General features: G+C 37.8%; 22 protein-coding genes. 4 read left to right on the plus strand and 18 right to left on the minus strand.

The window, feature by feature from the left end; genetic code table 11:
- Window positions 1-15: 15 nt before the first annotated feature.
- Together PLANO_RS11435 and PLANO_RS11440 are read right to left on the minus strand one after the other, a co-directional pair.
- Window positions 16-846: an MIP/aquaporin family protein gene (locus tag PLANO_RS11435; RefSeq protein ID WP_038704576.1), complete on the minus strand. Its 831-nt coding sequence runs from the start codon at window positions 844-846 to the stop codon at window positions 16-18.
- A 182-nt stretch (window positions 847-1028) separates the two neighbouring features.
- A complete protein-coding gene (locus PLANO_RS11440; protein ID WP_038704577.1) occupies window positions 1029-1574 on the minus strand; it encodes a glycerol-3-phosphate responsive antiterminator in 546 nt (181 codons plus the stop codon).
- A 594-nt stretch (window positions 1575-2168) separates the two neighbouring features.
- Between PLANO_RS11440 and PLANO_RS11445 the strand changes: the two genes are divergently transcribed.
- From PLANO_RS11445 to PLANO_RS11460, 4 genes are all read left to right on the plus strand, one after another.
- Window positions 2169-2879 carry an MBL fold metallo-hydrolase gene (locus PLANO_RS11445; RefSeq protein WP_038704578.1) on the plus strand — a complete coding sequence of 237 codons (711 nt, stop codon included), beginning with the start codon at window positions 2169-2171 and terminating at the stop codon, window positions 2877-2879.
- Window positions 2880-3001: 122 nt separating this feature from the next.
- Complete coding sequence (locus PLANO_RS11450; RefSeq protein WP_038704579.1) at window positions 3002-4537, plus strand: glucosyltransferase domain-containing protein; 1536 nt, start codon at window positions 3002-3004, stop codon at window positions 4535-4537.
- Between the two features lie 121 nt (window positions 4538-4658).
- A complete protein-coding gene (locus PLANO_RS11455) occupies window positions 4659-5834 on the plus strand; it encodes a DUF2157 domain-containing protein (protein ID WP_038704580.1) in 1176 nt (391 codons plus the stop codon).
- The gene (locus tag PLANO_RS11460; RefSeq protein WP_038704581.1) at window positions 5831-6277 is read left to right on the plus strand and encodes a GDYXXLXY domain-containing protein; all 447 of its coding nucleotides are present in this window, start codon (window positions 5831-5833) and stop codon (window positions 6275-6277) included. Before PLANO_RS11455 ends, PLANO_RS11460 begins: the two co-directional genes overlap by 4 nt.
- 64 nt (window positions 6278-6341) lie before the next feature.
- Here PLANO_RS11460 and PLANO_RS11465 read toward each other — a convergent pair whose 3' ends face one another.
- From PLANO_RS11465 to rfbB, 16 genes are all read right to left on the minus strand, one after another.
- The gene (locus PLANO_RS11465; protein ID WP_038704582.1) at window positions 6342-7052 is read right to left on the minus strand and encodes a CpsD/CapB family tyrosine-protein kinase; all 711 of its coding nucleotides are present in this window, start codon (window positions 7050-7052) and stop codon (window positions 6342-6344) included.
- Window positions 7046-7780 (minus strand): YveK family protein, encoded by a 735-nt coding sequence (locus PLANO_RS11470; RefSeq protein ID WP_038704583.1) that lies wholly within the window; start codon window positions 7778-7780, stop codon window positions 7046-7048. The genes PLANO_RS11465 and PLANO_RS11470 overlap by 7 nt, the downstream gene beginning before the upstream one ends.
- Before the next feature lie 188 nt (window positions 7781-7968).
- Window positions 7969-8682, minus strand: a complete 714-nt coding sequence (locus PLANO_RS11475) for a sugar transferase (protein WP_038704584.1) — start codon at window positions 8680-8682, stop codon at window positions 7969-7971.
- Between the two features lie 19 nt (window positions 8683-8701).
- The gene (locus PLANO_RS11480) at window positions 8702-10027 is read right to left on the minus strand and encodes a UDP-glucose dehydrogenase family protein (RefSeq protein WP_038704585.1); all 1326 of its coding nucleotides are present in this window, start codon (window positions 10025-10027) and stop codon (window positions 8702-8704) included.
- Between the two features lie 15 nt (window positions 10028-10042).
- Entirely contained in the window at window positions 10043-10930 is an 888-nt protein-coding gene (galU, locus tag PLANO_RS11485; RefSeq protein WP_038704586.1) for a UTP--glucose-1-phosphate uridylyltransferase GalU, read from the minus strand.
- Between the two features lie 268 nt (window positions 10931-11198).
- On the minus strand, window positions 11199-12152 hold the full coding sequence (gene manA, locus PLANO_RS11490; protein WP_038704587.1) for a mannose-6-phosphate isomerase, class I: 954 nt from the start codon (window positions 12150-12152) through the stop codon (window positions 11199-11201).
- Between the two features lie 58 nt (window positions 12153-12210).
- Window positions 12211-13596: a sugar phosphate nucleotidyltransferase gene (locus PLANO_RS11495; RefSeq protein ID WP_038704588.1), complete on the minus strand. Its 1386-nt coding sequence runs from the start codon at window positions 13594-13596 to the stop codon at window positions 12211-12213.
- 431 nt (window positions 13597-14027) lie between these two features.
- A complete protein-coding gene (locus PLANO_RS11500; RefSeq protein ID WP_038704589.1) occupies window positions 14028-15338 on the minus strand; it encodes a glycosyltransferase family 4 protein in 1311 nt (436 codons plus the stop codon).
- A gap of 46 nt (window positions 15339-15384) precedes the next feature.
- On the minus strand, window positions 15385-16494 hold the full coding sequence (locus PLANO_RS11505) for a glycosyltransferase family 4 protein (RefSeq protein ID WP_038704590.1): 1110 nt from the start codon (window positions 16492-16494) through the stop codon (window positions 15385-15387).
- 49 nt (window positions 16495-16543) lie between these two features.
- Complete coding sequence (locus tag PLANO_RS11510; protein ID WP_038704591.1) at window positions 16544-17920, minus strand: hypothetical protein; 1377 nt, start codon at window positions 17918-17920, stop codon at window positions 16544-16546.
- Window positions 17921-17984: 64 nt separating this feature from the next.
- Window positions 17985-18956, minus strand: a complete 972-nt coding sequence (locus PLANO_RS11515; protein WP_038704592.1) for a glycosyltransferase family 2 protein — start codon at window positions 18954-18956, stop codon at window positions 17985-17987.
- 39 nt (window positions 18957-18995) lie between these two features.
- Window positions 18996-20060: a GDP-mannose 4,6-dehydratase gene (gmd, locus tag PLANO_RS11520; RefSeq protein ID WP_038704593.1), complete on the minus strand. Its 1065-nt coding sequence runs from the start codon at window positions 20058-20060 to the stop codon at window positions 18996-18998.
- A gap of 19 nt (window positions 20061-20079) precedes the next feature.
- Entirely contained in the window at window positions 20080-21021 is a 942-nt protein-coding gene (gene fcl / locus PLANO_RS11525; RefSeq protein WP_038704594.1) for a GDP-L-fucose synthase, read from the minus strand.
- 251 nt (window positions 21022-21272) lie between these two features.
- Entirely contained in the window at window positions 21273-22748 is a 1476-nt protein-coding gene (locus PLANO_RS11530) for an MOP flippase family protein (RefSeq protein ID WP_038704595.1), read from the minus strand.
- Window positions 22749-22769: 21 nt separating this feature from the next.
- Entirely contained in the window at window positions 22770-24884 is a 2115-nt protein-coding gene (locus tag PLANO_RS11535) for a protein kinase family protein (protein ID WP_038704596.1), read from the minus strand.
- A 48-nt stretch (window positions 24885-24932) separates the two neighbouring features.
- Entirely contained in the window at window positions 24933-25949 is a 1017-nt protein-coding gene (rfbB, locus tag PLANO_RS11540; RefSeq protein WP_038704597.1) for a dTDP-glucose 4,6-dehydratase, read from the minus strand.
- Window positions 25950-25956: the final 7 nt, after the last annotated feature.

Below are 25956 nucleotides of genomic sequence, written 5' to 3' on the forward strand. Positions count from 1 at the left end.
ACTCCTCCTAATGAATTATGAGATTTTTTCTTCAATTGTATCAGCTGTTGTGTGACCATTTTTCAATTCTACGCTTGTCGCTCCCAATAATACTAGTAATAAGACCACACTCATCACCCAGAATGGTAAATCATATGCGCCAGTGAACATTGCTTTATAAAATAATGCGCCGTAAATACCACCGAAAATAGGACCAACAACTGGTACCCACGCATAAGACCAATCTGAACTTCCCTTACCTGGTATTGGTAACAATGCGTGTGCAATACGCGGACCTAGGTCACGCGCTGGGTTGATTGCGTATCCAGTAGTGCCACCAAGTGACATCCCGATCGCGACGATCAACAAACCTACGATTAATGGGTTTAAACCTTCAGTAAAATCATTAGCACCAATGAACAATAAGCCCATCACTAATACGGCTGTTCCAAGAATTTCACTAACTAGGTTGGAGAAAGGACGACGAATTGCTGGTCCAGTTGCAAACACTGCAAGTTTTGCGCCCTTGTCTTCAGTCCGTCTCCAATGTGGTAAATAGTTTAAGAAGACAATGACTCCACCAAGAATAGCTCCTAGAATCTGTGCTGCGATATACATTGGCACTTTAGCCCAAGGAAAATCACCAACAGAAGCAAGACCCAAAGTGACTGCTGGATTAATATGTGCTCCTGAAAAACTACCTACTGCGTAAACTGCCATCGTAACTGCTAGACCCCATGCAAGCGTAATCAAAACCCAACCGCCATTTTCTGCTTTAGAGTCCTTTAATACTGCACCTGCAACTACCCCACCACCAAAAATAATCAAAATCATCGTACCAATTACTTCTGCTAAAAACTCCGTCATCGTTTTGCACCCCTTTTTTTTTCGTTTAAGGACCGTCTCGAAAAAACGGAAAAAGACCCGCACTGAACTAGCCACTCTTTTGTTAAAAGCGCTCTTTTCAGTGCAGGTCTCCATTTCTCCAACACAGTTCTTAACTTGTAAGTCTAAGTTATCAGTTAATGAAAACGCTGTCAACATTTATTTCAAAATTCCCACAGTTCTGCCTGTGATGTTGAAATTGCTTTAGCTCCTCCGTCATAAGCAAGTTGAATATCTTCTTTCGTCCGGATCAATCCACCCGCAATAACAGGTATGCCCGTTTTATCGAAAACTTCTTTAATGACAGACGGTATAATTCCTGGCAGTATCTCAATATAATCAGGTTTGACTTGGTTGATCAACTTAATATTATGTTCCAATGCTTGACTGTCCAGAAGAAACAATCGCTGAATTGTCAGCAAATTATTTTTTTTAGCTAACGAAATAACATTGCTTCGCGTCGAAACAATTCCGTCTGGTTTAACTTCTCTTACTAAATATTCAAATCCATAAGCATCTGCTTTTAACCCTTGAATTAAATCGACATGCAGAATTACTTTCTTATCAGCTTTTTTCGCAACTTGTACCAATTGCTTTAACTGCGATAAGCGAGTTTCTAAAAAGATAATAAATTCATGATCGCTACTTAGTAAACGTTCAAATTCTTTCATATTGCGTAAAACAGGTAAAACACCAGTTAGCTCATACACTGATTTTCCTCCTTTCGTTATTTCACATGCTCTGCCCAAACAGCTTCCCATTCAATAACTTCGTATTCTCTCGAAACTAACGCTTTACATTCCTCAATTGACTCTACTCGATAAATGACCATTCCACCAGAACCGTCTGTAAACTTTCCATTTGCTACTACTTTCCACTATTGTGCACTTCTTCTAAAAATGAAAGATGCTGCGCCCGGAAATCTCACTACGAAGTAGTTTATGACTCCATCCCCTTCTATCTATTATAGTGAGCCTGATTGAAAATGTCTGTTGTTCTGAATTTCATTTAAAGTATTGTTTTAGATTCCAAATTTTGGACATACTGTCCGATTTAGCTCAAATACTGTCGGAATTGACGAAATACTGTCCAAACAAGATGGTTTACTGTCCAAATCACGCAAATACTGTCCGCACCCCATTTCTTCAGCGGAAAGTGCGATTTTTCACTTTCCCGGTCTTTGGCATATAAGATTTTGAACTTAAACTGAAATAAATCTAGACATATTTCCTAATTCACACCAAATACTATCCAAACAGTATAAACTAAAACGAATAAAACACCTTATAAGGAGGATCTCTATCATGCGCATGACAAAAAAAGGACCTGTTTATCAATTAACGTTCTTCCCACTAGTACTTCCAATCAGTTGTTACATTATCGACGAAGAAACCGAATTGACATTAATAGATACCGCACTTAGTTTTAATGCCAAACAGATTTTGTTGGCTATTCGCGTTATGGACAAACCATTAACTCAAATCGTCATCACACACGCCCATATGGACCATCTCGGTGCTCTTGACGCCATTAAGCAAGAATGGCCGGACGCTGTCGTCGGCATGTCTTCACGGGACGCACGTTTGCTCAAAGGGGACAGTAGTGCTCTACCCGGCGAACCGGATTCACCAATTAAAGGTGGAGTGCCCAAAAATATTGAAACGCAACCTGAGCGTATGCTCGATGAAGGCGACTTGATTGGTTCACTCAGAGTGATCACTACGCCCGGACATACGCCCGGTTCAATTTCGCTATTTGATACCCGCAATCGTTATCTCATTGTAGGTGATGCACTCCATACACATGGTGGCATTGCCGTATCTGGAACATTCAAAACACTTTTCCCGTTTTCAGCTTGGGTAACGTGGAATAAAAAAATAGCACTCACTAGTGCGAAAAAAATTAAAAACCTAAATCCTGAAATGTTAGCAGTCGGACATGGGAAAATCATTATGCATCCTATGAAAGCTCTCGAAGTGGCGATTTTAGAAAGCGAAAAAAAGAACGATCAATAAAACCTTCTATTATTCTACAAAAAAATACTCTTTGTTCACTAGTCAAAGTTTGCTATGATTAGAATTGGAAATTACGTACCAAATCCAGTTAGAATCTGTAATAGATTAGGAGACATCAAAACATGCCTGAAGAGTTTCTAGTAACATTAAAATCGGCGATAAAACCACAATGGAAAACAGCTTTTCTAACTGCTTTTATTACCGGGATTTTATGTCATATGTTTGTTTTTACGAATATGCTTCCCAATCACGACAGTTTGATAAATATACATAGTCCCCAACTAAAAGGCGATTCAGGGCGTTTTTTCCTGTCTCCTTTTAGTGGCATCAGTTCTTATTTCGACTTGCCTTGGATTAACGGGCTACTCGCTATTTTTTACTTAGCTTTAATAGCCGTCATCCTTACTGAGTTGTTTCAATTTAAAAAAACATTGTCCGTTGTGGCAGTTAGCTGCTTAGTAGTCACATTCCCAACGATCGCTTCCACTTTTTCTTATATGTTTACTGCAGATGGCTATATGTTTGGTTCTTTATTGACTATTGCGGCTTTACTCATCACCCGAAAATACAAATATGGCTTTATCCCGGCTTCTATCCTCTTCTATATAGGCGTCGGAATATACCAAGCTAATTTCCCACTTCTTTTAGCATTCATCCTAACTTTCTTAATTACTGAAATCATAGGTAGGAAAATCACCAGTTTTCAAATAAGATCTTATCTTTTGCGCTTTTTTGCATTGGTTAGTATTGGGATGACTTTATACGTAATGAATTTCAAACTTTACCAAACTTTGTTCGCTGGGGATATTACCAGCTATCAAGGTTTAGACTCAGTTGGACAAAGTAATGCTTCTATTTTCGAGCAAATCAAGCAAATTCACGAAGCCTTTTCAATTTTTTTCTTCCGTGGATTTATAACAGATCTTCCGGCGAATCTATTTGAATGGTTGAATCTAGCGGTCTTTTTATTAATCGCTTTTGGCTTTACTTTATTGTTAATTCAAAATCGCAAATTTATATCAAAAATAAATGCTTTTCTTGCTGTGTTGATGCTTCTGCTTATGCCACTAACTTCTTATATTTTGTACTTTATGTCAGCAGACTTGAATTACCATATGTTGATGGTTCTCGCTCTTGTTAGCTTTTATATATTACCTGTTGTTTTTTATGAACATCTTTCCGTTCCAACTTTTTCAGCAAAAATCTTTTCATGGCTGAGCGTTTTAATCGTATTTATAACGATCTTCAACTTTGCTCTTATTTCAAATATTGCTTACTTGAATATGGAGTTAAAGTATGAAAAATCAACCGCATTTGTCAATCGAGTAATCAGTCGCATCGAGCAAACTGATAATCTTACTCCCACATCAAAACTAGCAATCATCGGCCGTTACAGACTGGATTCAACTTTGAGTACAAGTAACATTCCAGAAAGCATTCCGAAAATGACCGGTCCTTTAGGAGATAGCATTGTTTTGTATCCGTACCACTATAATCATATAATGCAAAATCATTTTGGCGTAACGTACAAATTCGCTTCTGAACAAGAGTACAAAGATATTACTGCTTCAAAGGAATACGCAAATATGGAGTCTTGGCCCGCTAAAAATGCCATTCGTGTTATAAATGATATCCTCGTAGTGAAGTTACAAAACTAGAAAACCACTAAACTTGGGGCAAAACTCCACAGTTTGGTGGTTTTTTTAACTGATACCATTTCCCTATATATTATAGTAATTTTCAGCTATAATAAGAGTAACAAAATAAGGAGGAGTGAACATGGAAACGGAGAGAAAACTGAAACAATGGCAACAGGCTAGTCTGATTGACCAAGACACAGTCGAACGGATCATGACGTTTGAAAAACATCAGCCTGCTCCTAAAAAACTACCGTTGCTTTTGATGATTGGTTTGATATTCTTCGCGCTTGCTGTGTTTAGTTTTATCGCAGCCAATTGGCAGTTGATACCAGATATCGCAAAAGTCTTGCTAATGCTGGCATTAATGTGGCTGTTTTACACGGTCGCTTATTTTTCTGAGAAGAAAAATTTCGGCTATCCACTTTTGTTCAGAGTTATCGGTCTCGCAATGTTTGGGGCAACTCTGCTGACAGCTGCTCAGACTTTCCATTTCCCACTGGCAAACTCCGTCTTACCTTGGGCAATGTTTTTAGCAGCACTAGCCCATTATTTTTACTGGCGACACCTCATTTATTCACTTGTCGGATTTTTCTTTGGGGGATCCGTTTTAATGTCGTTCTTGCCTAATATCGGCTGGCTAGAATGGGGTATTTTTATCGCCATTACGTTTAGTTGGTTTTATTTCAGTAAAAATTTGGCACCTATTGCTCTTAGTTGGCTATTACTATTTGCTTCCGGCTTTATGCTTTGGGGACTAGTAGATTATGATAGCGCTCTTTGGCCGATTTGGACCTTGTTCGCTCTCATCTTGCTCTTACTCATTGTTTCCGAAAATAAACAGCAAATGATGCGACCACTTTATTTAATTACTGCAGGAATTTTGCTTATCGTGTATTTAGCAATTCGCGGCCAAACATTTATCAATATCATAGATGAAAGCCATTGGGCTGAAGCCATCGCTCTAGCCATTGTTGCAGGTGGCGTGCTCCTCTTAAGCTATTTCAAATTCCGTTCTCTCATGTGGCTAGCAGTTCCTGGTGTCATTGGTTTGTTATTATTTGATGATACGGCAATAGGACTTGCAGTTGTTGCTGAGCTAAGTGGACTTGCTTATTTGATAATCGCGCAGCGGCACAATGAAAAGCTTGGATTAGGCTTTGTCTATTTTATCATCGTCCAATTTGTGATTTATATTATTTACGCTTGGGAACGTCTCGATATGTCTCTCTTCTTCCTCATCGGAGCTATACTGCTGTTTCTGTTATCAGGAGCAGCTTGGTGGATTAATCGTAGGAAAGAAGGTGCGAAACCATGAAAGCCTGGCTCTTCCCGATTATTCAATCTGTATTTATTGTGTTATTACTCGTCAGTTATTACGCAGCCTCCTGGTTCGGCGAACAATATGTTCTAAGAGCAGAACCTTTCGATCCGTTCGATCCTTTTTACGGGGAGTATGTAATGTTACAATACCCAGACTTAAAGTCGTCTACCAACACCGACGACAATTCTATTTACTTTACGTTGAAAACTGCTGAAGATGGCTTCGCTGTTCTTGACCGCGTTGAAGCTGATCCTTTTTTTGGAGCTATTGAAGGCTATGTGTACGATAGTCGCGTTACAGCACCTCAATTAGAGCAGTTTTATGTAGAGCAAGGCTTGGGACCTCAACTTGAACAAGCGCGTGACCTACAAGTCATAATAGACGTTTCAAGCTGGGGAACTATACGCCCAATATCACTTGAGGAACGAAAAGAATAAAACCACAAAAAAAGTTCAATCAGAAAACTGATTGAACTTTTTTCTATCCGTTTCTACAATTTAGTTAGTTAGTAGTAGTTTGGGTGTAATACTGAGCGTAATCGAAATCTTTTTGAACTTGAACATTGTTAAGGACTGTTCCAAGTAATCGTGATTTTGACGCTGCAGTAATGGCTGCTTTTGCTTTCAGCGCATGTGCCCTTTCTGTTTTTCCTGAATTCAAAACTAAAATAGTTCCTTCGCATTTGTTCGCTAAAATCACACTGTCCGTCACCGAAAGAACGGGTGGTGTATCAAAAATCAACAAATCATACGTATCCAGAGCATCTTCAAACAGGAGATCCATATTTGATGAACTCAATAACTCTGCAGGATTTGGAGGAATTGGCCCAGATGGTAAGAGGTCCAAATTTTCAATGCCACTAGTTTGAATCGCCATCTTTAAGGAAACACGACGAATCAACACATTTGATAAACCTTTTGAATTGCTAATTTTAAAAGTTTGATGCATTGTCGGCTTTCTCATATCTGCATCAATTAGTAAAACACGTTTACCTTCTTGAGCAAAAACAATCGCTAAGTTTGAAGATGTCGTTGATTTACCTTCCGAATGCGATGCAGACGTTACGACTAGTGAACGAATATCTCTATTTGGAGCAGTGAAATGAATATTCGTTCGCAAAGTTCGAAACTGCTCCGAGACTCGTGATTTTGGATTAGTAAAGGCAACTAACTTCCGACCATGTGCTTCTGGCTTGTTTTTTTTCTTTACCATTCTTGTTCCTCCCTGCGTTTAAAAGCAATCGGTTCGTTAACCGGAATGTCTTCTTCATCATTCATTGGCGAGATCGCTCCAAGAACAGGTAGTCCCAAAATATCCGTTACATCTTCTTCTACTCTAATTGTCGTATCTAAATAGCGGAGGATCATCGCAATGGTCGCGCCTATGACAAACCCAACAATTGCACTTAACAAAATATTAAGCGGAGGATTTGGCGACACAGGTGTCTGATTCTCTAGGACAACAGCCGGTGATAAAATGGACACATTATCAATATTCATCAGATCCATAATTTCTATTTCGAAAACTTCAGCTACTTTGTTCGCAATTCCCACTGCTATCGCAGGGTCTGGATCTGTTACGAATATATTGAGCAACTGCGAATTTTCCGCAACATCCACATTAACTTTCTCTTTGATTTCTTGATAAGACATATCCAATTCCAACTGACTAATTACTTGATTTAGTATGATTGGGCTTTTAATAATCTCACTATATGTACCGACTAACTGCAAATCGATATCAATACTTTGCGAGTCGACTATCGTCTCACTTTGCTTTTGACTAATAAGTAATTGTGTGGATGTTTGATAAATGGGTGTAATGAAGTAATACGATATCAAGGCTGTAATCATCATAATTAAAATAGTGATGGTCAATATTAAGCGCAGCTTATTTTTTAAGATGCCGTATACTTCACGCAAGCTGATGGTTTCAATCATTTCGCCAAACCTCCTTTCAATCATTTTTTTAGGGCTGAAATACCTACTCTTACTTTTATTTTTAAACCCAGCTATAGGACATCAAGGTAGTTCCTCGATGTCCCTCAGTCCGAAGTTATGAGCATGATTTAACAGCATTAACTACTAGATTTTTTATTCACTTAGAACATCTACTTAACTAATTAACATCAATACGCATCTTTTGATCCGAACAGCACTAGGATGGTCTTGCAGATTAATTTGATATCTAATGCCGTCGTGCGCTTACGGATGTATTCTAAATCCATTTCGACCCACTCCTTGAAGCTTATATTGCTTCTGCCATTGACTTGCCAAAAACAAGTCAATCCTGGAGTTACGCTAATACGCTGTTTCTCATAATTCGTGTATTGTGCGACTTCGTCCGGTAAAGCCGGTCGTGGACCTACGATTGTCATATCTCCACTTAACACATTTACCAACTGAGGAAGTTCATCGATACTTGTTTTTCTAATAAATTTCCCGATTTTAGTAATTCTCGGATCGGATTTGATTTTGAATACAGGTCCCGATGCCTCATTCTGTTGCTGCAAAGCAGCTTTTAAATCTTCCGCGTTACAGACCATAGATCTAAATTTGTACATATCAAAGGTTTTGCCGTGCTTACCTACTCTTTTTTGTTTAAAGAACACTGGACCCTTAGGATCTTCCAGTTTGATTAACAGACTGATAATCAGAAATACGGGAATCAACATAATCAGCCCTACCAATGAACCGGCAATATCTAGAAAGCGTTTTGTATACAAATAACCATTGCTGGTATTTGTTTTTACGCTTTCAAATACCATTTCGCTGTATCTTGTTTTTATATTCATCTTTTCTTTTTCAGGAGCGGATACTGACATTTGAATCACCACTTTCATCATATATTCCTGTTACTTATCAGATGGGAGTTACTTCAATCTGTTTGGCTGCAACTGGTCTGCCTATCGAACGATATTCTATACCGTGCATCTCCATATCTTTTACTAAGAAGCAATTGCGCCCATCAATAACAAGCGGAGTTTTCATTTTATTAAATACAGTTAGTTCTACATTTTTGATTTCATCCCAATCCGTTAAGATTAATGCAGCATCGCTATTTTCGATTGCCTCTGCTATTGATCCAGCATATTGAATGAGTGGGTTGAGAATAGATTTTGCATTGTCCATTGCAATTGGATCATACGCGACTACGTCTGCTCCTTGATTAATCAGTTCTTCTGTCACTAAAATAGAAGCTGATTCGCGTAAATCGTCTGTATTAGGTTTAAACGCTAGTCCCAACACAGCAACTTTTTTACCTAAAAGGTTAGGAATGCAGTCATTTAGTTTTCGAATAATAATCCCTTGCTGCTTTTTGTTGACGTTAATGACGCCTTTCAGCAATTCAAACTCATATTCAACATTTCCCGCAATCTGAATGAGCGCTTTCGTATCTTTTGGAAAACACGAACCGCCATATCCAATTCCCGCTTTTAGAAATTGACTGCCAATTCGCTGATCCAATCCCATACCCGTTGAAACATTTTCTATGTTCGCTCCTAAAAGTTCGCAAATATTGGAGATTTCGTTGATAAAACTAATTTTTGTAGCTAAAAATGCGTTGGATGCATATTTGATCATCTCCGCACTTTTAATGTCAGTTTTAAAAATCGGGACGTTAAAGGGTTGATTGATTTCTTCAAGAATATTAAACGCATGTTCACTGTTTGTACCTATAACGATCCGATCACCATGAAAAGAATCATGAATAGCAGATCCCTCTTTTAGAAATTCAGGATTTGATACAACATCGACTTTCAAGTCGCTTGGTAATTGAGATTGAAAGATGTCGTTAATCATGTCGTTTGTGCCAACAGGAACGGTACTTTTCGTTACGACAATAACATCTCGCTCTATACATTCAACTATGTTTTCTGCTGCTTGAATAACAAAAGACAATTCAGCTGAGCCATCTTTGTTTTCCGGAGTTCCTACAGCAATGTAAATTACGTCTGCTTGCCGGAGCGCTAGTCGATGATCACTTGTAAAACTCAAGCGCTCTGCTTTAATATTTTTTGTCATCAATTCACTTAAACCAGGTTCATAAATTGGTGATATTCCTTTTTGCATTTTTGCTATTTTATCTTTATTGAGATCAATGCAGATGACATCATGTCCAATTTCAGACAAACTCACACCGGTTACCAACCCAACATATCCAGTTCCGATTACAGCTATTTTCATAACGATGCCCCCAGACTAAATTAATGGTGTGGCTGATTTTTCAGCCATCAATTCCTTAATGATGTTCTCTACATCCTGTCCGAACTCGGGGCTATCTAACGCGAATTCAATCGTCGTCCGTAGGAACCCAAGCATTTCACCTACGTCGTATCGTTTGCCTTCAAAATCATAAGCATAAACACTTTGGACTTCGTTAAGCTTTTGAATGGCATCGGTCAGTTGAATTTCTCCTCCTGCACCTGCACTTTGATTTCCTAAAAAATCAAAAATTTCAGGCTGTAAAATGTAACGGCCCATAATCGCCAAATTTGAAGGAGCCGTTCCAGGCTTTGGTTTTTCTACAAAATTACTAACTTCATAACACCGTCCATCTACTGCGCTTGGTTCAATAATGCCGTATCGATGTGTTTCGTGATCAGGAACTTGTTGAACTCCGATAATAGATGATTGCATTTTGTCGTATTGATCAATCAATTGTTTTAAGCAAGGTTTTTCTGATTTTACAATGTCATCCCCTAATAGCACCGCAAAAGGTTCATTACCGATAAACTTACGTGCACTCCACACCGCATGTCCCAAGCCTTTTGGCTCTTTTTGACGAATATAATGAATTTCTACATTTGAGGTATGTTGAACTTTTTCTAAAAGTTCGAACTTACCTTTTTTAAATAAATTGTCCTCTAACTCAAAATTCTTATCAAAATGATCTTCAATGGCCCGCTTTCCTTTACCCGTAACGATAATGATATCTTCTATGCCAGACGCAATCGCTTCTTCTACAATGTATTGAATCGTTGGTTTGTCAACAATTGGCAACATTTCTTTCGGCATTGCTTTTGTCACCGGAAGAAATCGAGTACCTAAACCAGCTGCTGGGATAATCGCCTTTGTGATTTTTTTCATTTTCGTACCCACCCACCTTTCGATTTGCATAAAACAACAATTCAAACTTTAGAATGGGTACTAAACACGCATTAAAGTAATTACTCTCATGCGTAAAGCCGTTAAATATTGCCCCATTGTACCATCGATAGTCCTTGAATTGTAGTTTTTATATTATAAATTTTCTGAAATCATTAGTTATATAGTTTTATATACCTACATAAAGTGGAATCTGTAGATTAAAATCCGCTATTCTAATTTTTAAATATTCTGATAATTTGAAGCGTATTTAAGTATGCGACACAATCATTTCCAGATCCCCATCAATAAAATAATCTCCTATTGTGGCTGGAACAATAAAGTTATCTCCTTTTTTTACAGTTGAAACACTTTCTTTTGTGACTATTTGACCCATCCCATTAATGACACTAACTAATAAAAATCCAGTTGTTAATGGAACTTCAGTTCTTCCGCCAAGCTTCCAGTGGTAAACCGTAAAATATTCTCCCTCTATCAAACGAGTAGATTCCAAATTATTCAGATGCTCTTTTAAGTTATCTTGCATCACTTGTTTATGAGGACATGTCATCACAGCCAACGCTTGCTCTAAATGCAATTCGCGCTTCTTACCCTCATGGTCAACTCGGTCGTAGTCGTATAGCCTAAATGTAATATCAGAACTTTGTTGAGTTTCTAAAATTACAATTCCTTTTCCGATTGAATGCAGTGTGCCGCTTGGGACGTAAACAAAATCCCCTTTTTTCACTTTGAGACTTTGGAACAATTTTCCCCACTCACCTTGGCCAGCTAACCGCTGAAATTCTTCTCTTGATTGCGCCTGATGACCGATAATGATTTCTGCATCTTCTTCACAATCTAAAATATACCAACACTCGGTTTTCCCACTTGGTTTATGAATAGATTCATCAGCGTAATGATCATCTGGATGCACTTGGACGGATAATTGATCATGAGCATCAAGAATTTTCACAAGTAGTGGAAATTCACTCTTTGTTTCTTCAGCACCAAATAATTGAGGATAATTTTGCCATACTTCCGATAAACTTTTACCTTCTAATTCACCATTCATAATAATAGAAGGTCCATTTTCATGAGCAGATATAACCCAAGCTTCTCCAGTTGTCTTCGATGGAATGTCGTAATCAAAAAGCGCTTGCAGCTTATCACCACCCCATATTCGTTCTTGGAAAATAGGTCTTAAAAAAACAGGTTCTTTATACATGAGATTTCCTCCCATCATAGAAAGTTCAGTTAGTGTTCCAACACCAATCTTTGTTACATCATCCGAAACGAGCAGTCTGTTTTACTTTGCAAATTTCTTCAATTTCTTCCCATTCATTTGAAGTGCGGAAGATATCTTCTTCGATCAACTCACTACCCGTCTGCACTTCAATAATTTCCATATTAGTCGTAGCCTTTAATGTATGTTTGGCACCTAGCGGGATATGAATCACATCTCCTGTTCGCACGTGGCTCAATTGGTCATTAAAAACAAAAATGCCTTCACCTTTAACAATGGTCCACACTTCGCTGCGCTTATAATGCACTTGGTAACTAAGGTTTTTACCAGCAGTTATACCTAAGCGCTTTATTAGCACTTCATTGCCTTCAGCGTATCTTGTGTATTCCAACACACGATACCATCCCCATCTTCGCTCTTCATACATTGGTCGACTATTAAAACCTTCGACATACTCTTTTACTTTTGTACTAGCATCTTTATCTGTTACTAAAATTCCATCTGGACTGGCCGCCACCACTACATTGTTTAAGCCGAGCAAAGTAATCGGAATATCAAGTTCGTTTACGATATGAGAATTTTCTACGCCCTTCCCGATTATCCCTTTACCAGTTACTTGAACCGCCATTTCATCTGTCAGCGTATTCCAAGTACCTAAATCCTTCCAGTAACCATCATAAGGCAACGAGACAATATGATCCGCGCGTTCGACCACTTCATAATCAAAACTATTTTTAGGAAGTTTATGATAATTTCTCAGCAATTGAGAATATTCAATAGGCATTCCTCTAGATTTAAGTAGATCGATAATATAGCCTAATTTGAAAGCAAAAACACCACAGTTCCAAAGCGCATTTTGTTTGATCAGTTCGTCCGCTTGTTCTTCTGTCGGTTTTTCTTTAAAGTAGTCAACCGTTAAATATCCATCATCTGCTTTATCTTCCGGAATAATATAACCATATTTTGCAGAAGGATAAGTCGGTTTTACTCCCATTAATGCTAGGTCGGCTCCCGAAGTCAATAAAGCTTCCTCTAAATCTTGGACACGGTTGAAGAAACGGTTCTCAACATAAGGATCTACCGGCAGCATCCCAACAACTTCATCTACTGAACATTTCTGTACAGAATAAAGGTAAACCGCGGCAAGAGCAATTGCGGGAAATGTATCTCTTCTTTCTGGTTCAGTGACTACATGCACTTCTTGTCCTAATTGCGTTTTGATCATATCTACCTGGGAACTACTTGTTGCAATAATGGAATTTTCAGCCATTCCCGTTTCTTCGATTTGTTTCCACACGCGTTGAACCATCGAAACTTTGTTGCCATCCTCATCACTTAATACTTTAAGAAACTGTTTAGATCGTGCGTCATTTGAAAGTGGCCATAGACGTTTGCCTGACCCCCCTGACAATAATACTAATCTCATATTACGTCCCCCTCTTCGGTAAACACTCTAATCAGAGCGATAATTAAACTGGTTACTAAGACCTATTACTTTTTCCGTTTAGATGACTTTTAGGTAATATTCACCCTTATTTCAAACTAAATAATCACTAGTTCTGGTTAAATAGAAATGGTATGACCTCATTATATATATAAATACCTAATATTTCAATCTAATTTTCTAATTTGTTAGAAATATCAGATATATTTACCTATTATGTGTCCCGAACATTGATAAATCAAGGATTCACAAGTTATTTTATTTTTCATGTTTTTTAGAAATTTAAACCATTTAAGTTTTTATCTATCGTTTAACTGGATTAACCACTTTTAAACAATGCATAGATTTATAAATTTCCACACAAAAAACCAGATTTACGAAATGATGCAATTTCGTAAATCTGGTTTTACAGTCTATTTATTTTTATGAATAACTCTTTCATATTGTTTAACCCGCTGAACTGAACCTGGTTGAGAACGATCTGCCACTCTCTGCAATACTTGACGATATTTATTGATAGAGGTATCTCGCGTCAGGTTTTTTTCTAAATATGCGCGACCTTTTAATCCCATTGTTTTTAAATCACCTGCATCTAAACTATACAAATATTGAATCGCCTGGATGACACCTTGGTAATCTTGAGGCTCGACGACAATACCCGCTCCACTTTCGAAAATTAAGCGCTGTACTTCGCTTCCTTCTTCGAGAACACCAAGAACTGGCTTACCCGCGGCCATAACACCATAAATTTTACTTGGCACTGATACACCTTTTATCCCCTTTTGGTTAACAACCAAATGAACGTCGGCTGCATTTAAGGAATACTTAAGAAATTCTTTCGGTTGGTAAGGTAAAAACTTTACGTTTTCCAACTTGTTTTCTATCGCATATGTTTGTATCCGTTGTTTAACAGCGCCTTCCCCGATAAACAAGAAGACAATATCCGACTGGTCCACAAATTCTTTCGACACTTGGATTAGGTTTTCTAAATCATAATATAATCCGAGATTGCCGGAATACATGACGATAAACTTATCTTGTAACCCGTGTGTTTCTAAAAATCCACGGATCTCAGGCTCATTGTTTTCAAGCGGTACAATCGCTTCCTCGTCTGTCCAATTACTAATGATGGTATGATCTGGTACTTTCCCACCTTCAAAACGACCTTTTAAGGTTTCTGCCATATCTTCTCCAACGACCAACACTTGATCGGCATAACTGCAATTTATTTTATCAATCACCTTTGCAATTTTAAAAACAGCTTGATTATTCGTATATGCCACTGCTTGTGCTTGTTCTGGATTAAAGTCATGAATGCTATAAACATGTCGCGACCGCTTAAGTAGCTTGCCGATAGTCCCGATCAATCCACCTAATACGGGTGGCTGAGAAATCGTAAAAATAACATCTGTTCCTTTCTCCTTCAACAAAGCAATGTTTGCGAATAAGAAATAAGAAGAGATGTATTTAATCCGACTGATTTTCGAGTTCTTATTAACTTCAGGAAGTTTGATCCGAACCACTTTGATATTTTCGACATACGCTTCTTCAAAAAGCTTTTTACTATCATGATTTTCTCCAGCATATCCCGGTTGTGCCGCAATAACTGTAATGATGAAATCGCGCTGTAGATACTTGGTCAGTTCGGTCATCAATTGACTTGTTGCGGCAAGATCTGGATAAAAATAATTAATAACAAAGGTAATTTTTCTTTTGCGTAGCATAAGACCCTCCCTTTCCTAAAAAGCACGCAACAAACTCGTTGCCTACTTAAAGTTCATCAAAAATAGACACCAACCGATCGGTGTATTTATCTTCCGTATAATACTCTTCAAACGTATCCCGACTCATTCTCCCGAGGCGCATACGCTCAGCGTCATCCATCACTAAATCTTTTATTGCTGTTTTGACTCCCTCTACAGTTGGTTCGATCACCACACCACAGTCTTTAATCAATTCTGCAATAATTCCTCGATCTGAAGAGATAATTGGCAAACCTGCTGCCATTCCTTCGATTATAGACATCGGTTGACCTTCTACTTTATACTTTGTAGGCAAAGCCATCATATCGGATTCAAGGAAAAAGCGTTTTTTCTCTTCCCCTTGTTTTAGCCCATGATATTGAATCAGATGATCCACATCATTTTCCGCGATATAATGTTTGATTTGTTGAAATTCATCTTCGTTTTGAATCCCACCAACCAAGTCTAACCGGAGATTATGCCCTTCTTGAATTAGCGCAGTGGTCGCTTTAATCAATTCAATATAACCTTTTTCAAACATGAGATTACTCAAATACAAAAGAGATATAGGTCCCTTTTTCTTATTTTGACCCACTTCATTTTTCAATATAAAGTCAGCAGGAATCCCGTTGGATACTACTTCTATCCGTTTGACATAGCCACGATAGTTTGATGTCAACTTCTCTCCTAACACAATTCCAACATCGATTTTTCGCAACGAATGGATGATGAATTTTTGCGCAATTCCTGAAGTAGCATCAATAGTTCCTCCTAAGTTGTTGCCATGTAAATGACTCACTACTTTGCCACGTCCTAGTACTTTACAAGCTTGAATCATTACACAATCTCGCAATAAACCCATTTTCGTTTGTGAAATGGAAATATACAAAATCGGATTTTTCATACGTAACGCTAAATAGCCAGAGTATAGAATAGCTAGCGAATCTTGAAGCAATTTGTCAAAAGAAAGCGCACCAGGATGTTCGAAATCTTTTTTGCTTAAGTTGATTTTTTTCACATTGTATTGTTGGTGAAGCTTTTCTGAATTGTACAAAGATTGAAGAGCGATACTTTCTCCTAATATCGGAGGGGGCAAAGGCCCAACAAAGATTAAATCCCTTTTTTTAGTCCTAGTCATACAAAAGCACCTCTCTTATAAATGACATCAACTTACCGAGCGGCAAACCTTAATGAGGATCTGCAGAATTTAATTCACGTTTATCCACCAAGTCTCTTTCGAACGATGAAATGACGAGATAAATGATGATGAATACCGGAAATATGATAATCAATGGCTTTATGTAATAAATAAAGCCATACCAGAACACTCGCGCAACGGTCAACACAATCCAGTAATACCCGAGCGCAAGCCCAAACTTGCCAAAAAGTTTCCTCAATATAAGTGCTGGCGTGAAAATAACGAAATATGTAACAAACGGCGCCAAAACTAGTCCGATCACTCTAAAATTCAAGTAAAATTCCCCGTATACAAACAAACCGTAGTTTGTGTGAATGAGCGAAGCTACTAAATGACCTGCTTCTGGACTTTCTGCTTCAAATCCTAGAAAAGAAGGAATCAATTGTGGAATATAGTCGGCAAACGTATAAAAATTACCATAAGTATGTGTCACTTCTATAGCAGCTGCAGTCGAATAAACAAGATCTTGCACTGTTGGATAATTGACGAGAATCGAAACAGAATCTAGGATCGCCTGGCCATCAAAAATTAGACCCGAATGCCTTACCAAGCCTAGATAAGAAAAAAGCAATAATCCTCCTGCAATCAATGCAGCTTTTTTAAGTGAAAAGCTCGACTTAATGACATCTAGTTTCTTAGTAGCTGTTAATAGTAGATACAAGATTAGAAGTAATCCCAAAATATCGACTCGGGCATAATGAGACAATAACCAAAATGGAACGAAAAAAATCGCAAACTTTCGCAATCCACTTTCCTTAACACCCATTAACACAAAGAAATACGAAATAACAACAACAGAATTCCAAGCATTTCCGGGCAATAAACTCGGGGAAAGTTCGTTATACGCCCCCCCTGGTAAATCCGGCAAATAGATAATCGCCGAGACTACAGCTAATGCGCTAAAAAACCAAGTGGCCAATAAACTATGAACTGTTCCGGAGTAATATGCCAAAATCTTAGCATCGTAATTACCGTAGGTTTTATTGGATACCCACAATAAAATCGACCAAGCATAATAGAAAAACATTGCACCAAATGCCAATGTATAAAAATGGCGCTCAATAAGATGTGTGCGATCATTAAACAGTGGTTGAACTTCTCCAATCGGTGCATACCCTAATATGCTAACTATGGGTAAAAACAAAAGCACAAGTGAAAAAGAAGAAAATCCAATCTTAAAAATATAAATGTCCATTAATAACTTGAAGGAAAATATAATTAAAATAAATAAGTTCCATGGATCATCAGCATTGAAAACCTGACCTATGTGAAGCAGGTAATAGATCACTGAAATCCCAGTTATTAAATTGACGATGATAAACAGGACTTTTTCAAATCGATCGTCGGCTTCAATGCGCTTATCCATAATCTCATTCCTTTATTTATAATTCCCTTATTTAACAATCCATTATCCTCTCTTTAACAACAAGTTAGGAGGGTACATCCGCAGAAAACAACTGGGATTTTTTACCGTTCTTTTTGGATTGCTTATAGAGATAACTTAAAATCTTTACATGCAAAAACGTCGAAAAATAATGAAATAGAAAATTCACAGAAATTCGGTCACCTTTAAATCCTTCTAGCAATATTCCTCTTGATAACTTCAAGGTATCTTTGTTTTGACCAATAATTCCAGTTCGAAATACAACTTTCCATATGGTTAACGTAAAACGATGAAGAGTTGATTTACGTTGTTGCTGTGCTAAATTTTTGTACTTTTTAAAAATACTTATATGCCCATTAAGCACCGAAGTTTTATTAGTGGTGATACGTTCTCCACTATGATGATAAAACAACACCATGTTTTCTTTTACAAAATCAAATTTTGTTATTTGTGCCAGTCTTATATACAAATCCCAATCTTGGCAACTGGGTAAACTGGCATCAAAGCCGTCTATTCGATCTAATACTTCTTTTTTAACCAATACAGATGAAGTCGTATCGATGTAATTAAACTCAAGCAGCTTTGACAAAATATCTCCACGATATTCTGGTATTATTTTGCGTGTAGGCTGATTGTTTTCATTTACTACCTGTACACCTGTGTAAACCACTCCAACATCTGGCTCTTCACTAAATTTCGCTAATTGCTTTTCAATTTTTTGAGGCAGCCACTGATCATCCGAATCTAAGAATCCGATGAATTTTCCAGTCGCTCTTTTTAAACCGGTATTCCTTGCTTCCGAACCGCCTTTATTAATAGTATGTTTTAGATAGATAATCCGGTCATCTGTCATTTTTGCAACAACATTCGCTGTATCATCTGTTGAACAATCGTCTATTATAATAATCTCTAAATTTCGGTGACTTTGTTTCTCTAAACTTTTTATAGCCTTTTTCAGCAATTCCGAACGATTAAACGTTGGAATAATAACGCTGACTTTATCATTAAAAATCACCATTGCATTTTATCCCTCCACTCAATAAGGAACCCACTCAGTTTAATATTCGCTAATCGCACTCTTTTCATGTTTCAATAAATTGCAGTCATGCGTCACCATAATTTCTACAAGTTCTTCAAAAGTTGTCGCTCTCGGATTCCACCCAAGTAAATTTTTAGCTTTTGAAGGATCACCCATTAATTGCTCAACTTCTGCTAAACGGAAATAATCTGGATTTACTTCAACTACCACTTCACCTGTTTTTAAATTAATACCTTTTTCGTCAATTCCTTCACCTTGCCACTCAACTTCGATTCCCGCATGTTTAAAAGCCAGTGTCGCAAATTCACGAACCGTGTGCATTTCTCCCGTTGCGATAACAAAGTCTTCTGGCGTATCGTGTTGCAAAATAAGCCACATGCATTCTACATAGTCTTTGGCATAACCCCAGTCTCTTTTAGCATCAAGGTTCCCAAGTAATAGTTTGTCTTGCTTGCCATTAGAGATACGTGCAGCGGCCATCGTAATTTTACGCGTCACAAAAGTTTCTCCACGACGTTCAGATTCGTGGTTAAACAAGATGCCGTTTACCGCAAACATGTCATACGACTCGCGGTAGTTTTTCGTGATCCAATAACCGTATAATTTCGCAACCCCATAAGGTGAGCGTGGGTAGAATGGTGTCGTTTCTCGCTGTGGAACTTCTTGTACTTTCCCGTAAAGTTCCGAAGTAGAAGCTTGATAAATGCGCGTCGTTTTTTCTAAGCCAAGAATGCGAACAGCTTCTAAAATACGCAAGGTTCCAATTCCATCAACATCTGCTGTATATTCAGGTGTTTCAAAAGATACTTTCACATGAGACATTGCCGCTAAGTTATAAATTTCATCTGGTTTAATTTCGCTAATTAGACGAATAATATTAGACGTATCCGTCATATCCCCATAATGAATATAAAAGTTTTCACTCGACTTTAACTCTTCAATATATAAGTGCTCAATGCGCCCTGTATTGAAACTCGAACTTCTTCGAATAATGCCATGTACCTCGTAACCTTTTTCTAACAAAAAATCCGATAGAAATGAACCGTCTTGACCGTTAACTCCCGTAATCAATGCCTTTTTCATAATGATCCCCCTCATTTGGTTATAATTTCACTATCTCTGTTTGTTCTAAAAACCAGTTATAAGCCATTTCAAGTCCATCATCCAATGGAATTTTCGCTTCCCATCCGAGACTTTTTAATCGACTGACGTCCACTAACTTACGCGGTGCCCCATCAGGTTTGGACGTATTAAAGACAATATCTCCTGTATAGCCGACCGTTTTCCCAACTTTTTCGGCTAGCTCTTTAATCGAAATATCTCTCCCCACACCAACGTTAACTAAATCGTTACCACTGTAGGTATTCATTAAATAAATTGCTGCATCGGCCAAATCATCCGAGTAAAGAAATTCGCGCTTCGGCGTCCCAGTTCCCCAAACTTCTACAGTTTCAACTTGAGCAACTTTGGCTTCATGAAATTTCCGTATTAATGCAGGTAACACATGAGAACTGGTTAAGTCAAAATTATCATTTTGCCCATATAAATTAGTTGGCATGATTGATATAAAGTTCGTGCCATATTGTCGATTATATGATTGGCACATTTTAATACCTGCTATTTTAGCAATGGCATATGGCTCGTTTGTCGGCTCAAGTTCTCCTGTCAACAAGGAATCTTCTCGCATAGGCTGTTCGGCAAGTCTCGGATAAATGCATGTGCTTCCCAGAAACAGTAGTTTCTTCACACCATTTCGATAAGCTGCATCAATGACATTTGTTTGAATCATCAAATTATCCCGGATAAATTCTGCTGGATAATCATTATTCGCAACAATTCCTCCAACTTTCGCCGCTGCCAAAAACACATAATTCGGGCGTTGATCTTGAAAAAAAGAATCAACTTGATTGGAATTGGTTAGATCCAATTCTTTACTGGTTCGAAACACTAGATTGTGATAGCCATTCGCCTGTAGATTTCGCACAATCGCCGAACCAACAAGCCCTCGATGTCCTGCTACGTATATTTTTGACGCTAAATCCATAAATACCCCACCTTTTTAAGCTATTCCCATACACAAACTGGAAATTAACTAAGATTTTCATGATTTAAAAACTTATATCAACGAAAACACTCTTATACCCAAGACTATATACTTATTTTTTTCACTTTTTTTATTATTCTACCATACAATAGTCTAAATATTACAGATTATTTAGACTATTTAATGTTTTAAACAAAACTTTTCTATCTATTCGCAGATGAAATATATATGTGATTTCTCGCACATCCTAATTACACTTGTTTCATTATCGTTTTCTTTCGAAAAAACCCTTTAACCTCATCTACTAATTCACGTTGATTTACTAGCATCAATGTCCCGTAAATCAGCATTCCAACAATCGTGTCAGTGATTATAATGCCTACCGCTCCAATTTCTGTTAACTGAGAATTAAGCAAATACAACAATGCCATCATAATAAATGAGTGTACTACCGGCTTAGCGATCGATAAATTTAATTCGCGTAGGCTGTCTCCTATAATATGACGAATTCTTACAAAATAACTGACGTAGAATAGTAGCATTCTAAGCAAACCAACAGCCATTGCAACAACAACAATTTCACCAGACAAACCTGCTAAAAAGACGACAACTGGAATGATTCCTAGTTGAAATAGTTGCCAGTAAAAGCTCCACCTTACTTTGCCAACAGCGATAAACAAGCTACCGCTTGGGTTTCCTAAAGCTTTAAATAACGCGTATAAACAAAGGAGTTGGATAATCAGAACGCTTTTCTCCCACTCTGTTCCCAGTAAAATCGGTACTGCATATGGCGATAGAACAATAACTCCCGCCAATAATGGAGCATTAAAACTTGTTAACATATTCGTAATTAACAAATAGGTTTTCCTCAATTTTCCTTTATCTAATTGGAGCTTTGAAAACACAGGAAAGGCCACTCGATTAATCATCGAATTCAACTTTTGTACCGGCTGCATAATAAGGTTCATGGCCATGCTGTAATAACCAAGTGCAACTGGCCCTAACATTGCACCTACCACTACTTGATCAATTTTTGTTGTAAAATAATTGATACTCGTCGAACCTAAACGATACATCCCAAAGCTGACAAATCCTTTGATTGAATGCCATGAAAAAACTAATTGCGGTCGGGTCTCTGTATCCCGGTAGCCAGCTATCACCCATGGAACACTTCTAACTAACGACATGGCAATATGACCATAAACGAGTGACCATGCACCAAGGCTTGTATATACAGCTAAGTAAACCGTTAGCAAAACGCCAATTGAAGTCGCTAAAATTTCATTTTTAGTGATTTGTGCAAATTCCAGTTTTTTTGTAGCGAGCGTTTGAAACTGCAGGCCAAATGGTAAAATGATAAAGCTAATTCCAACAACCTGGATCATGGCTGTTAAGCTCGGTTCGCTAAACAACAGCGCGATAACTGGAGCTAGTAAGAATAAGACAATAAACAAAATGAAACCAACCATAATCGAAAACCAGTACAAACTAGATAATTCAAGTTTGTTAATTTTTTCTTTCTGTATAATAGCGTCTGTTATCCCCATTTCTAAGAACAGTTGTGAAAATTGAATAACAATTTGCACCATAGCAATCAAACCAAATACTTTTGGACCCAACACTTTGCCTAAAATTAGCAGCTGAGCGATCTGAAGAACACTCGTCACGAGCATTGAAATTGATGTGAGCTTGACACTACTTACAGCTTTATTTTTTAAAGACGCCATAGGGCACTCCTCTAATCCAGTTTAATATAGAATCTTTTTCCACATATTCCGTCGCTGCTTTGGAAATATTCCATAAGGACGGTCTTCTGCAAAATCTTCCGGGAATCCATTAAGGTCAAACGAATCACTTACGCTTGGTGGGAGTTTCTCGTATCGATACAAAAATTCAAAGTCAATCAACCTCAAGCCTTCAGATGTTAACAGGATATTCCCCGGATGGAAGTCGATTAGCGCATAGCCTTTATTGTAGAAAAACTCATTAATGCTAAAAATTTCTTGCTTATGTTTCCGCTTTAAAATTTGTTTTTTTATATGCCAGCTTTCAGTTAATGGATTTGTTTTTAAATAAGGAACGATAATGTAATTTTCTCCACTACTTATTAACTTTGGTATAAACTCACATTCTTTGCTCAATTCGCCGTAGACGAATTTTTCACGTTCCAAAAACCGTTCTTTGCCCGCTTTATATGTTTTCTTTACAGCTTTTTGTCCTTTATATTCAATAACTTCTACTTTGGCACGGCGTTTTTTCTCGGAAACGTCAGCAATCACTTTTTCTTTAGTTTGATAAGCCTCGTCCCAAGCGGTGACAAGGTCTCTAACTTCTTTTAATAGATCTGGAGCTACAGCAGCAATATAATCCAACGCTTCAATTTCATCGTCTGCGCTATGGAGCGGGTTGGCACGCTGATCTTTTGATAAAGCAAAATTAATTTCTGAACGTAATTGTTCTTTCAACAAATAATGTTGGTTTGACACATGCGGATACTTTTTCTTCATTTTTGCAGGTAACGGTTTTGGGTGATAATCATACATGACCAGTAAGGTGGATGGCTTCCCGCCACTTACTGGCCATGGTCCTTGCCCCCAATTTCCACCCCTCAAATTTTGTGCCGCGTTTCTTTTTTGTTCTTCATCGAGTGTGATTGCTCGAATAAGGCAAAGTCCATTGCGCTCAAACCAATCAATGATCTTATCAGTCAGTTGTCGCTCTTCTGCCCATTCTCTTACGACAAACACCATTAACTCGCCGTCTTTATCGAAATTATGCTCACTCGATTTAATAATTGACTCGAGCCAATTACCACTTACCCCGATCAATTTACGGATTGTATCTGTCGAGGGCGCCCAGCCTTTTTCTTCAAGAAAATGATGGAAGTATTCCAAACTGACTTCGTCAAGCTTGTGTCCAGTTTCATTTGCTAAGCGTTGTAAAATTCCAGGGTAATCATGATCTTGCGGAATTTGTTTGACTATACCTCCGGATTTCGCTGGAATTCCTGACTTTTCCCCTTTATGATAAACTGCATGATACATCAAACTTAGTAAATGATGGTCGTTCGACGGTACGTAATACTTATTGTTCCAAAGCTGACGTTGATCCAGAATAGTTTCTGCAATATATGGTGGATAGTAAGCAATGTTTTTAAAATTACTTCCCATTAAACCTCCAACACTGTAAATATCAAATGGCAAAATGCCCACTTTTTCGTTTAGTAAATCTCTAACCTTTTCAATATGTTCGTCAGCAATCAATAAATCAACATCTTCGTCTAGCTCTAAAAACGGCAATTCATCAAACCAACGCAAAATCACATAATCAAGCTGACGCTGGTTCAGAATGTCAAAGAAACTTTCGAGTCCAAGCTCTGGGGATAAATACTGACGTGCTTGCTTTTCTTTTTGATGATTCCGCTGGAAGATGATGCTAGTTTGCGTACCTCCTAAATGATCGGTAAATTTTTCAAAGCGGAAATCCCATTTTTTCTTTCTGGCTAATTTATACGCCCAAAGAGGCAAAAAGCTTGCACGGTCTATTATTTTCTCCGGGATAAACACAATAATATCTGCAGAAGAATGAAAAGCATTTTTCAAATCCAGAAAATCAGCATGATTAATAATCAGCACTTCTGCATTATTTTTATACGTCAGTGTTTTTTCATTAGTATAATAAAGATCTAAGTCTTGTTCTTTTACAGTTTTTTGGGTGCAAATTCCTAAATAGTTTTCATATCCTTTATCGGCTAGCTGTTTTTTCAAATAGCTCGTTTCAGTCTTGTATTCTAGTATTTTCACTGATTTTTTTGTCGGATAAGCAGTCACGATTAATTCACTAATTGTCGGCTGATTTGCCATTACCCCATTCCCCCTTGTTCACTGGCAGCTTAGGCTAGGCACAGGTTGTTACTTGCGCACATATTGCCTATCAAAATACTGTTGGTATTCGCCGCTAATAATTTGTTCCCACCACTCTTTATTTTCTAAAAACCAGTCGACTGTCTGCGCGATTCCTGTATCGAAATCATAAACAGGTCGCCAACCTAATCGCTCCATTTTCGTCGGGTCTATTGCATATCGTTTGTCATGACCAAGACGATCTTCAACAAATTCGATCAAGTCTTCCGATTTTCCTAAAGCGTGGATAATTGTCTTTACAACAGCGAGATTTGTTTGCTCATTATGTCCGCCAATATTATAAACTTCACCGTTTTCTCCACTATGCATCACCAAATCGATTGCTGAACAATGATCTTGCACATGTAACCAATCTCGAACATTTTTGCCATCCCCATAAACAGGCACTTTTTGGTCATTCAATACGCGTGAAATTGTTAACGGAATTAATTTTTCAGGAAAATGGAATGGACCATAATTATTGGAACATCGCGTAATATTGACCGGTAAGCCGTAAGTTTCGTAATAGGCTTTAACTAACAAATCCGAAGATGCTTTACTAGCACTGTATGGGCTACTTGGCTGAAGCAGTGTTTCTTCTGTAAAAAAAGTAGTTGGATCAAAATCTAATTCTCCATATACTTCATCTGTAGAAACGTGAACAAATTTTTTAATGTTTGCCAGTTTTGCAACTTCAAGCAAGACTTGTGTTCCAAGTACGTTCGTTTGAACAAAAATTCCGGGATCTGCAATAGATCGGTCAACATGACTTTCAGCCGCAAAATGAACGATGTAGCTAAAATCAACTTTCTCAAACAATGCTCTTACAGCCTGGCGATCAGCGATATCGATATGAACAAAGCTATAATTGTCATTGTTTTCAATCGCTCGATGTTTCGTTAAATCACCTGCATAAGTTAATAAATCTAAGTTATAAATATGATAGTTTGGATAGTTAGCGGCCATGTATTGGACAAAGTTACCTCCGATAAATCCCGCTCCGCCGGTGACGAGTATATTTTCCATAGGTGCG

It is taken from the genome of Planococcus sp. PAMC 21323 (genome assembly GCF_000785555.1).
In the GTDB taxonomy this organism is placed as follows: domain Bacteria; phylum Bacillota; class Bacilli; order Bacillales_A; family Planococcaceae; genus Planococcus.

Coding starts and splice junctions, on each gene's coding strand:
- PLANO_RS11445 (WP_038704578.1), top strand. CDS start 2,169: ATGCGCATGACAAAAAAAGGACCTGTTTATCAATTAACGTTCTTCCCA.
- gmd (WP_038704593.1), bottom strand. CDS start 20,060: ATGAAAAAGGCATTGATTACGGGAGTTAACGGTCAAGACGGTTCATTT.
- PLANO_RS11460 (WP_038704581.1), top strand. CDS start 5,831: ATGAAAGCCTGGCTCTTCCCGATTATTCAATCTGTATTTATTGTGTTA.
- PLANO_RS11505 (WP_038704590.1), bottom strand. CDS start 16,494: ATGACTAGGACTAAAAAAAGGGATTTAATCTTTGTTGGGCCTTTGCCC.
- PLANO_RS11510 (WP_038704591.1), bottom strand. CDS start 17,920: ATGGATAAGCGCATTGAAGCCGACGATCGATTTGAAAAAGTCCTGTTT.
- rfbB (WP_038704597.1), bottom strand. CDS start 25,949: ATGGAAAATATACTCGTCACCGGCGGAGCGGGATTTATCGGAGGTAAC.
- PLANO_RS11450 (WP_038704579.1), top strand. CDS start 3,002: ATGCCTGAAGAGTTTCTAGTAACATTAAAATCGGCGATAAAACCACAA.
- PLANO_RS11475 (WP_038704584.1), bottom strand. CDS start 8,682: ATGAAAGTGGTGATTCAAATGTCAGTATCCGCTCCTGAAAAAGAAAAG.
- PLANO_RS11495 (WP_038704588.1), bottom strand. CDS start 13,596: ATGAGATTAGTATTATTGTCAGGGGGGTCAGGCAAACGTCTATGGCCA.
- PLANO_RS11515 (WP_038704592.1), bottom strand. CDS start 18,956: ATGGTGATTTTTAATGATAAAGTCAGCGTTATTATTCCAACGTTTAAT.
- fcl (WP_038704594.1), bottom strand. CDS start 21,021: ATGGATTTAGCGTCAAAAATATACGTAGCAGGACATCGAGGGCTTGTT.
- galU (WP_038704586.1), bottom strand. CDS start 10,930: ATGAAAAAAATCACAAAGGCGATTATCCCAGCAGCTGGTTTAGGTACT.
- PLANO_RS11465 (WP_038704582.1), bottom strand. CDS start 7,052: ATGGTAAAGAAAAAAAACAAGCCAGAAGCACATGGTCGGAAGTTAGTT.
- PLANO_RS11500 (WP_038704589.1), bottom strand. CDS start 15,338: ATGCTACGCAAAAGAAAAATTACCTTTGTTATTAATTATTTTTATCCA.
- PLANO_RS11480 (WP_038704585.1), bottom strand. CDS start 10,027: ATGAAAATAGCTGTAATCGGAACTGGATATGTTGGGTTGGTAACCGGT.
- PLANO_RS11470 (WP_038704583.1), bottom strand. CDS start 7,780: ATGATTGAAACCATCAGCTTGCGTGAAGTATACGGCATCTTAAAAAAT.
- PLANO_RS11530 (WP_038704595.1), bottom strand. CDS start 22,748: ATGGCGTCTTTAAAAAATAAAGCTGTAAGTAGTGTCAAGCTCACATCA.
- PLANO_RS11455 (WP_038704580.1), top strand. CDS start 4,659: ATGGAAACGGAGAGAAAACTGAAACAATGGCAACAGGCTAGTCTGATT.
- PLANO_RS11535 (WP_038704596.1), bottom strand. CDS start 24,884: ATGGCAAATCAGCCGACAATTAGTGAATTAATCGTGACTGCTTATCCG.
- PLANO_RS11435 (WP_038704576.1), bottom strand. CDS start 846: ATGACGGAGTTTTTAGCAGAAGTAATTGGTACGATGATTTTGATTATT.
- manA (WP_038704587.1), bottom strand. CDS start 12,152: ATGTATAAAGAACCTGTTTTTTTAAGACCTATTTTCCAAGAACGAATA.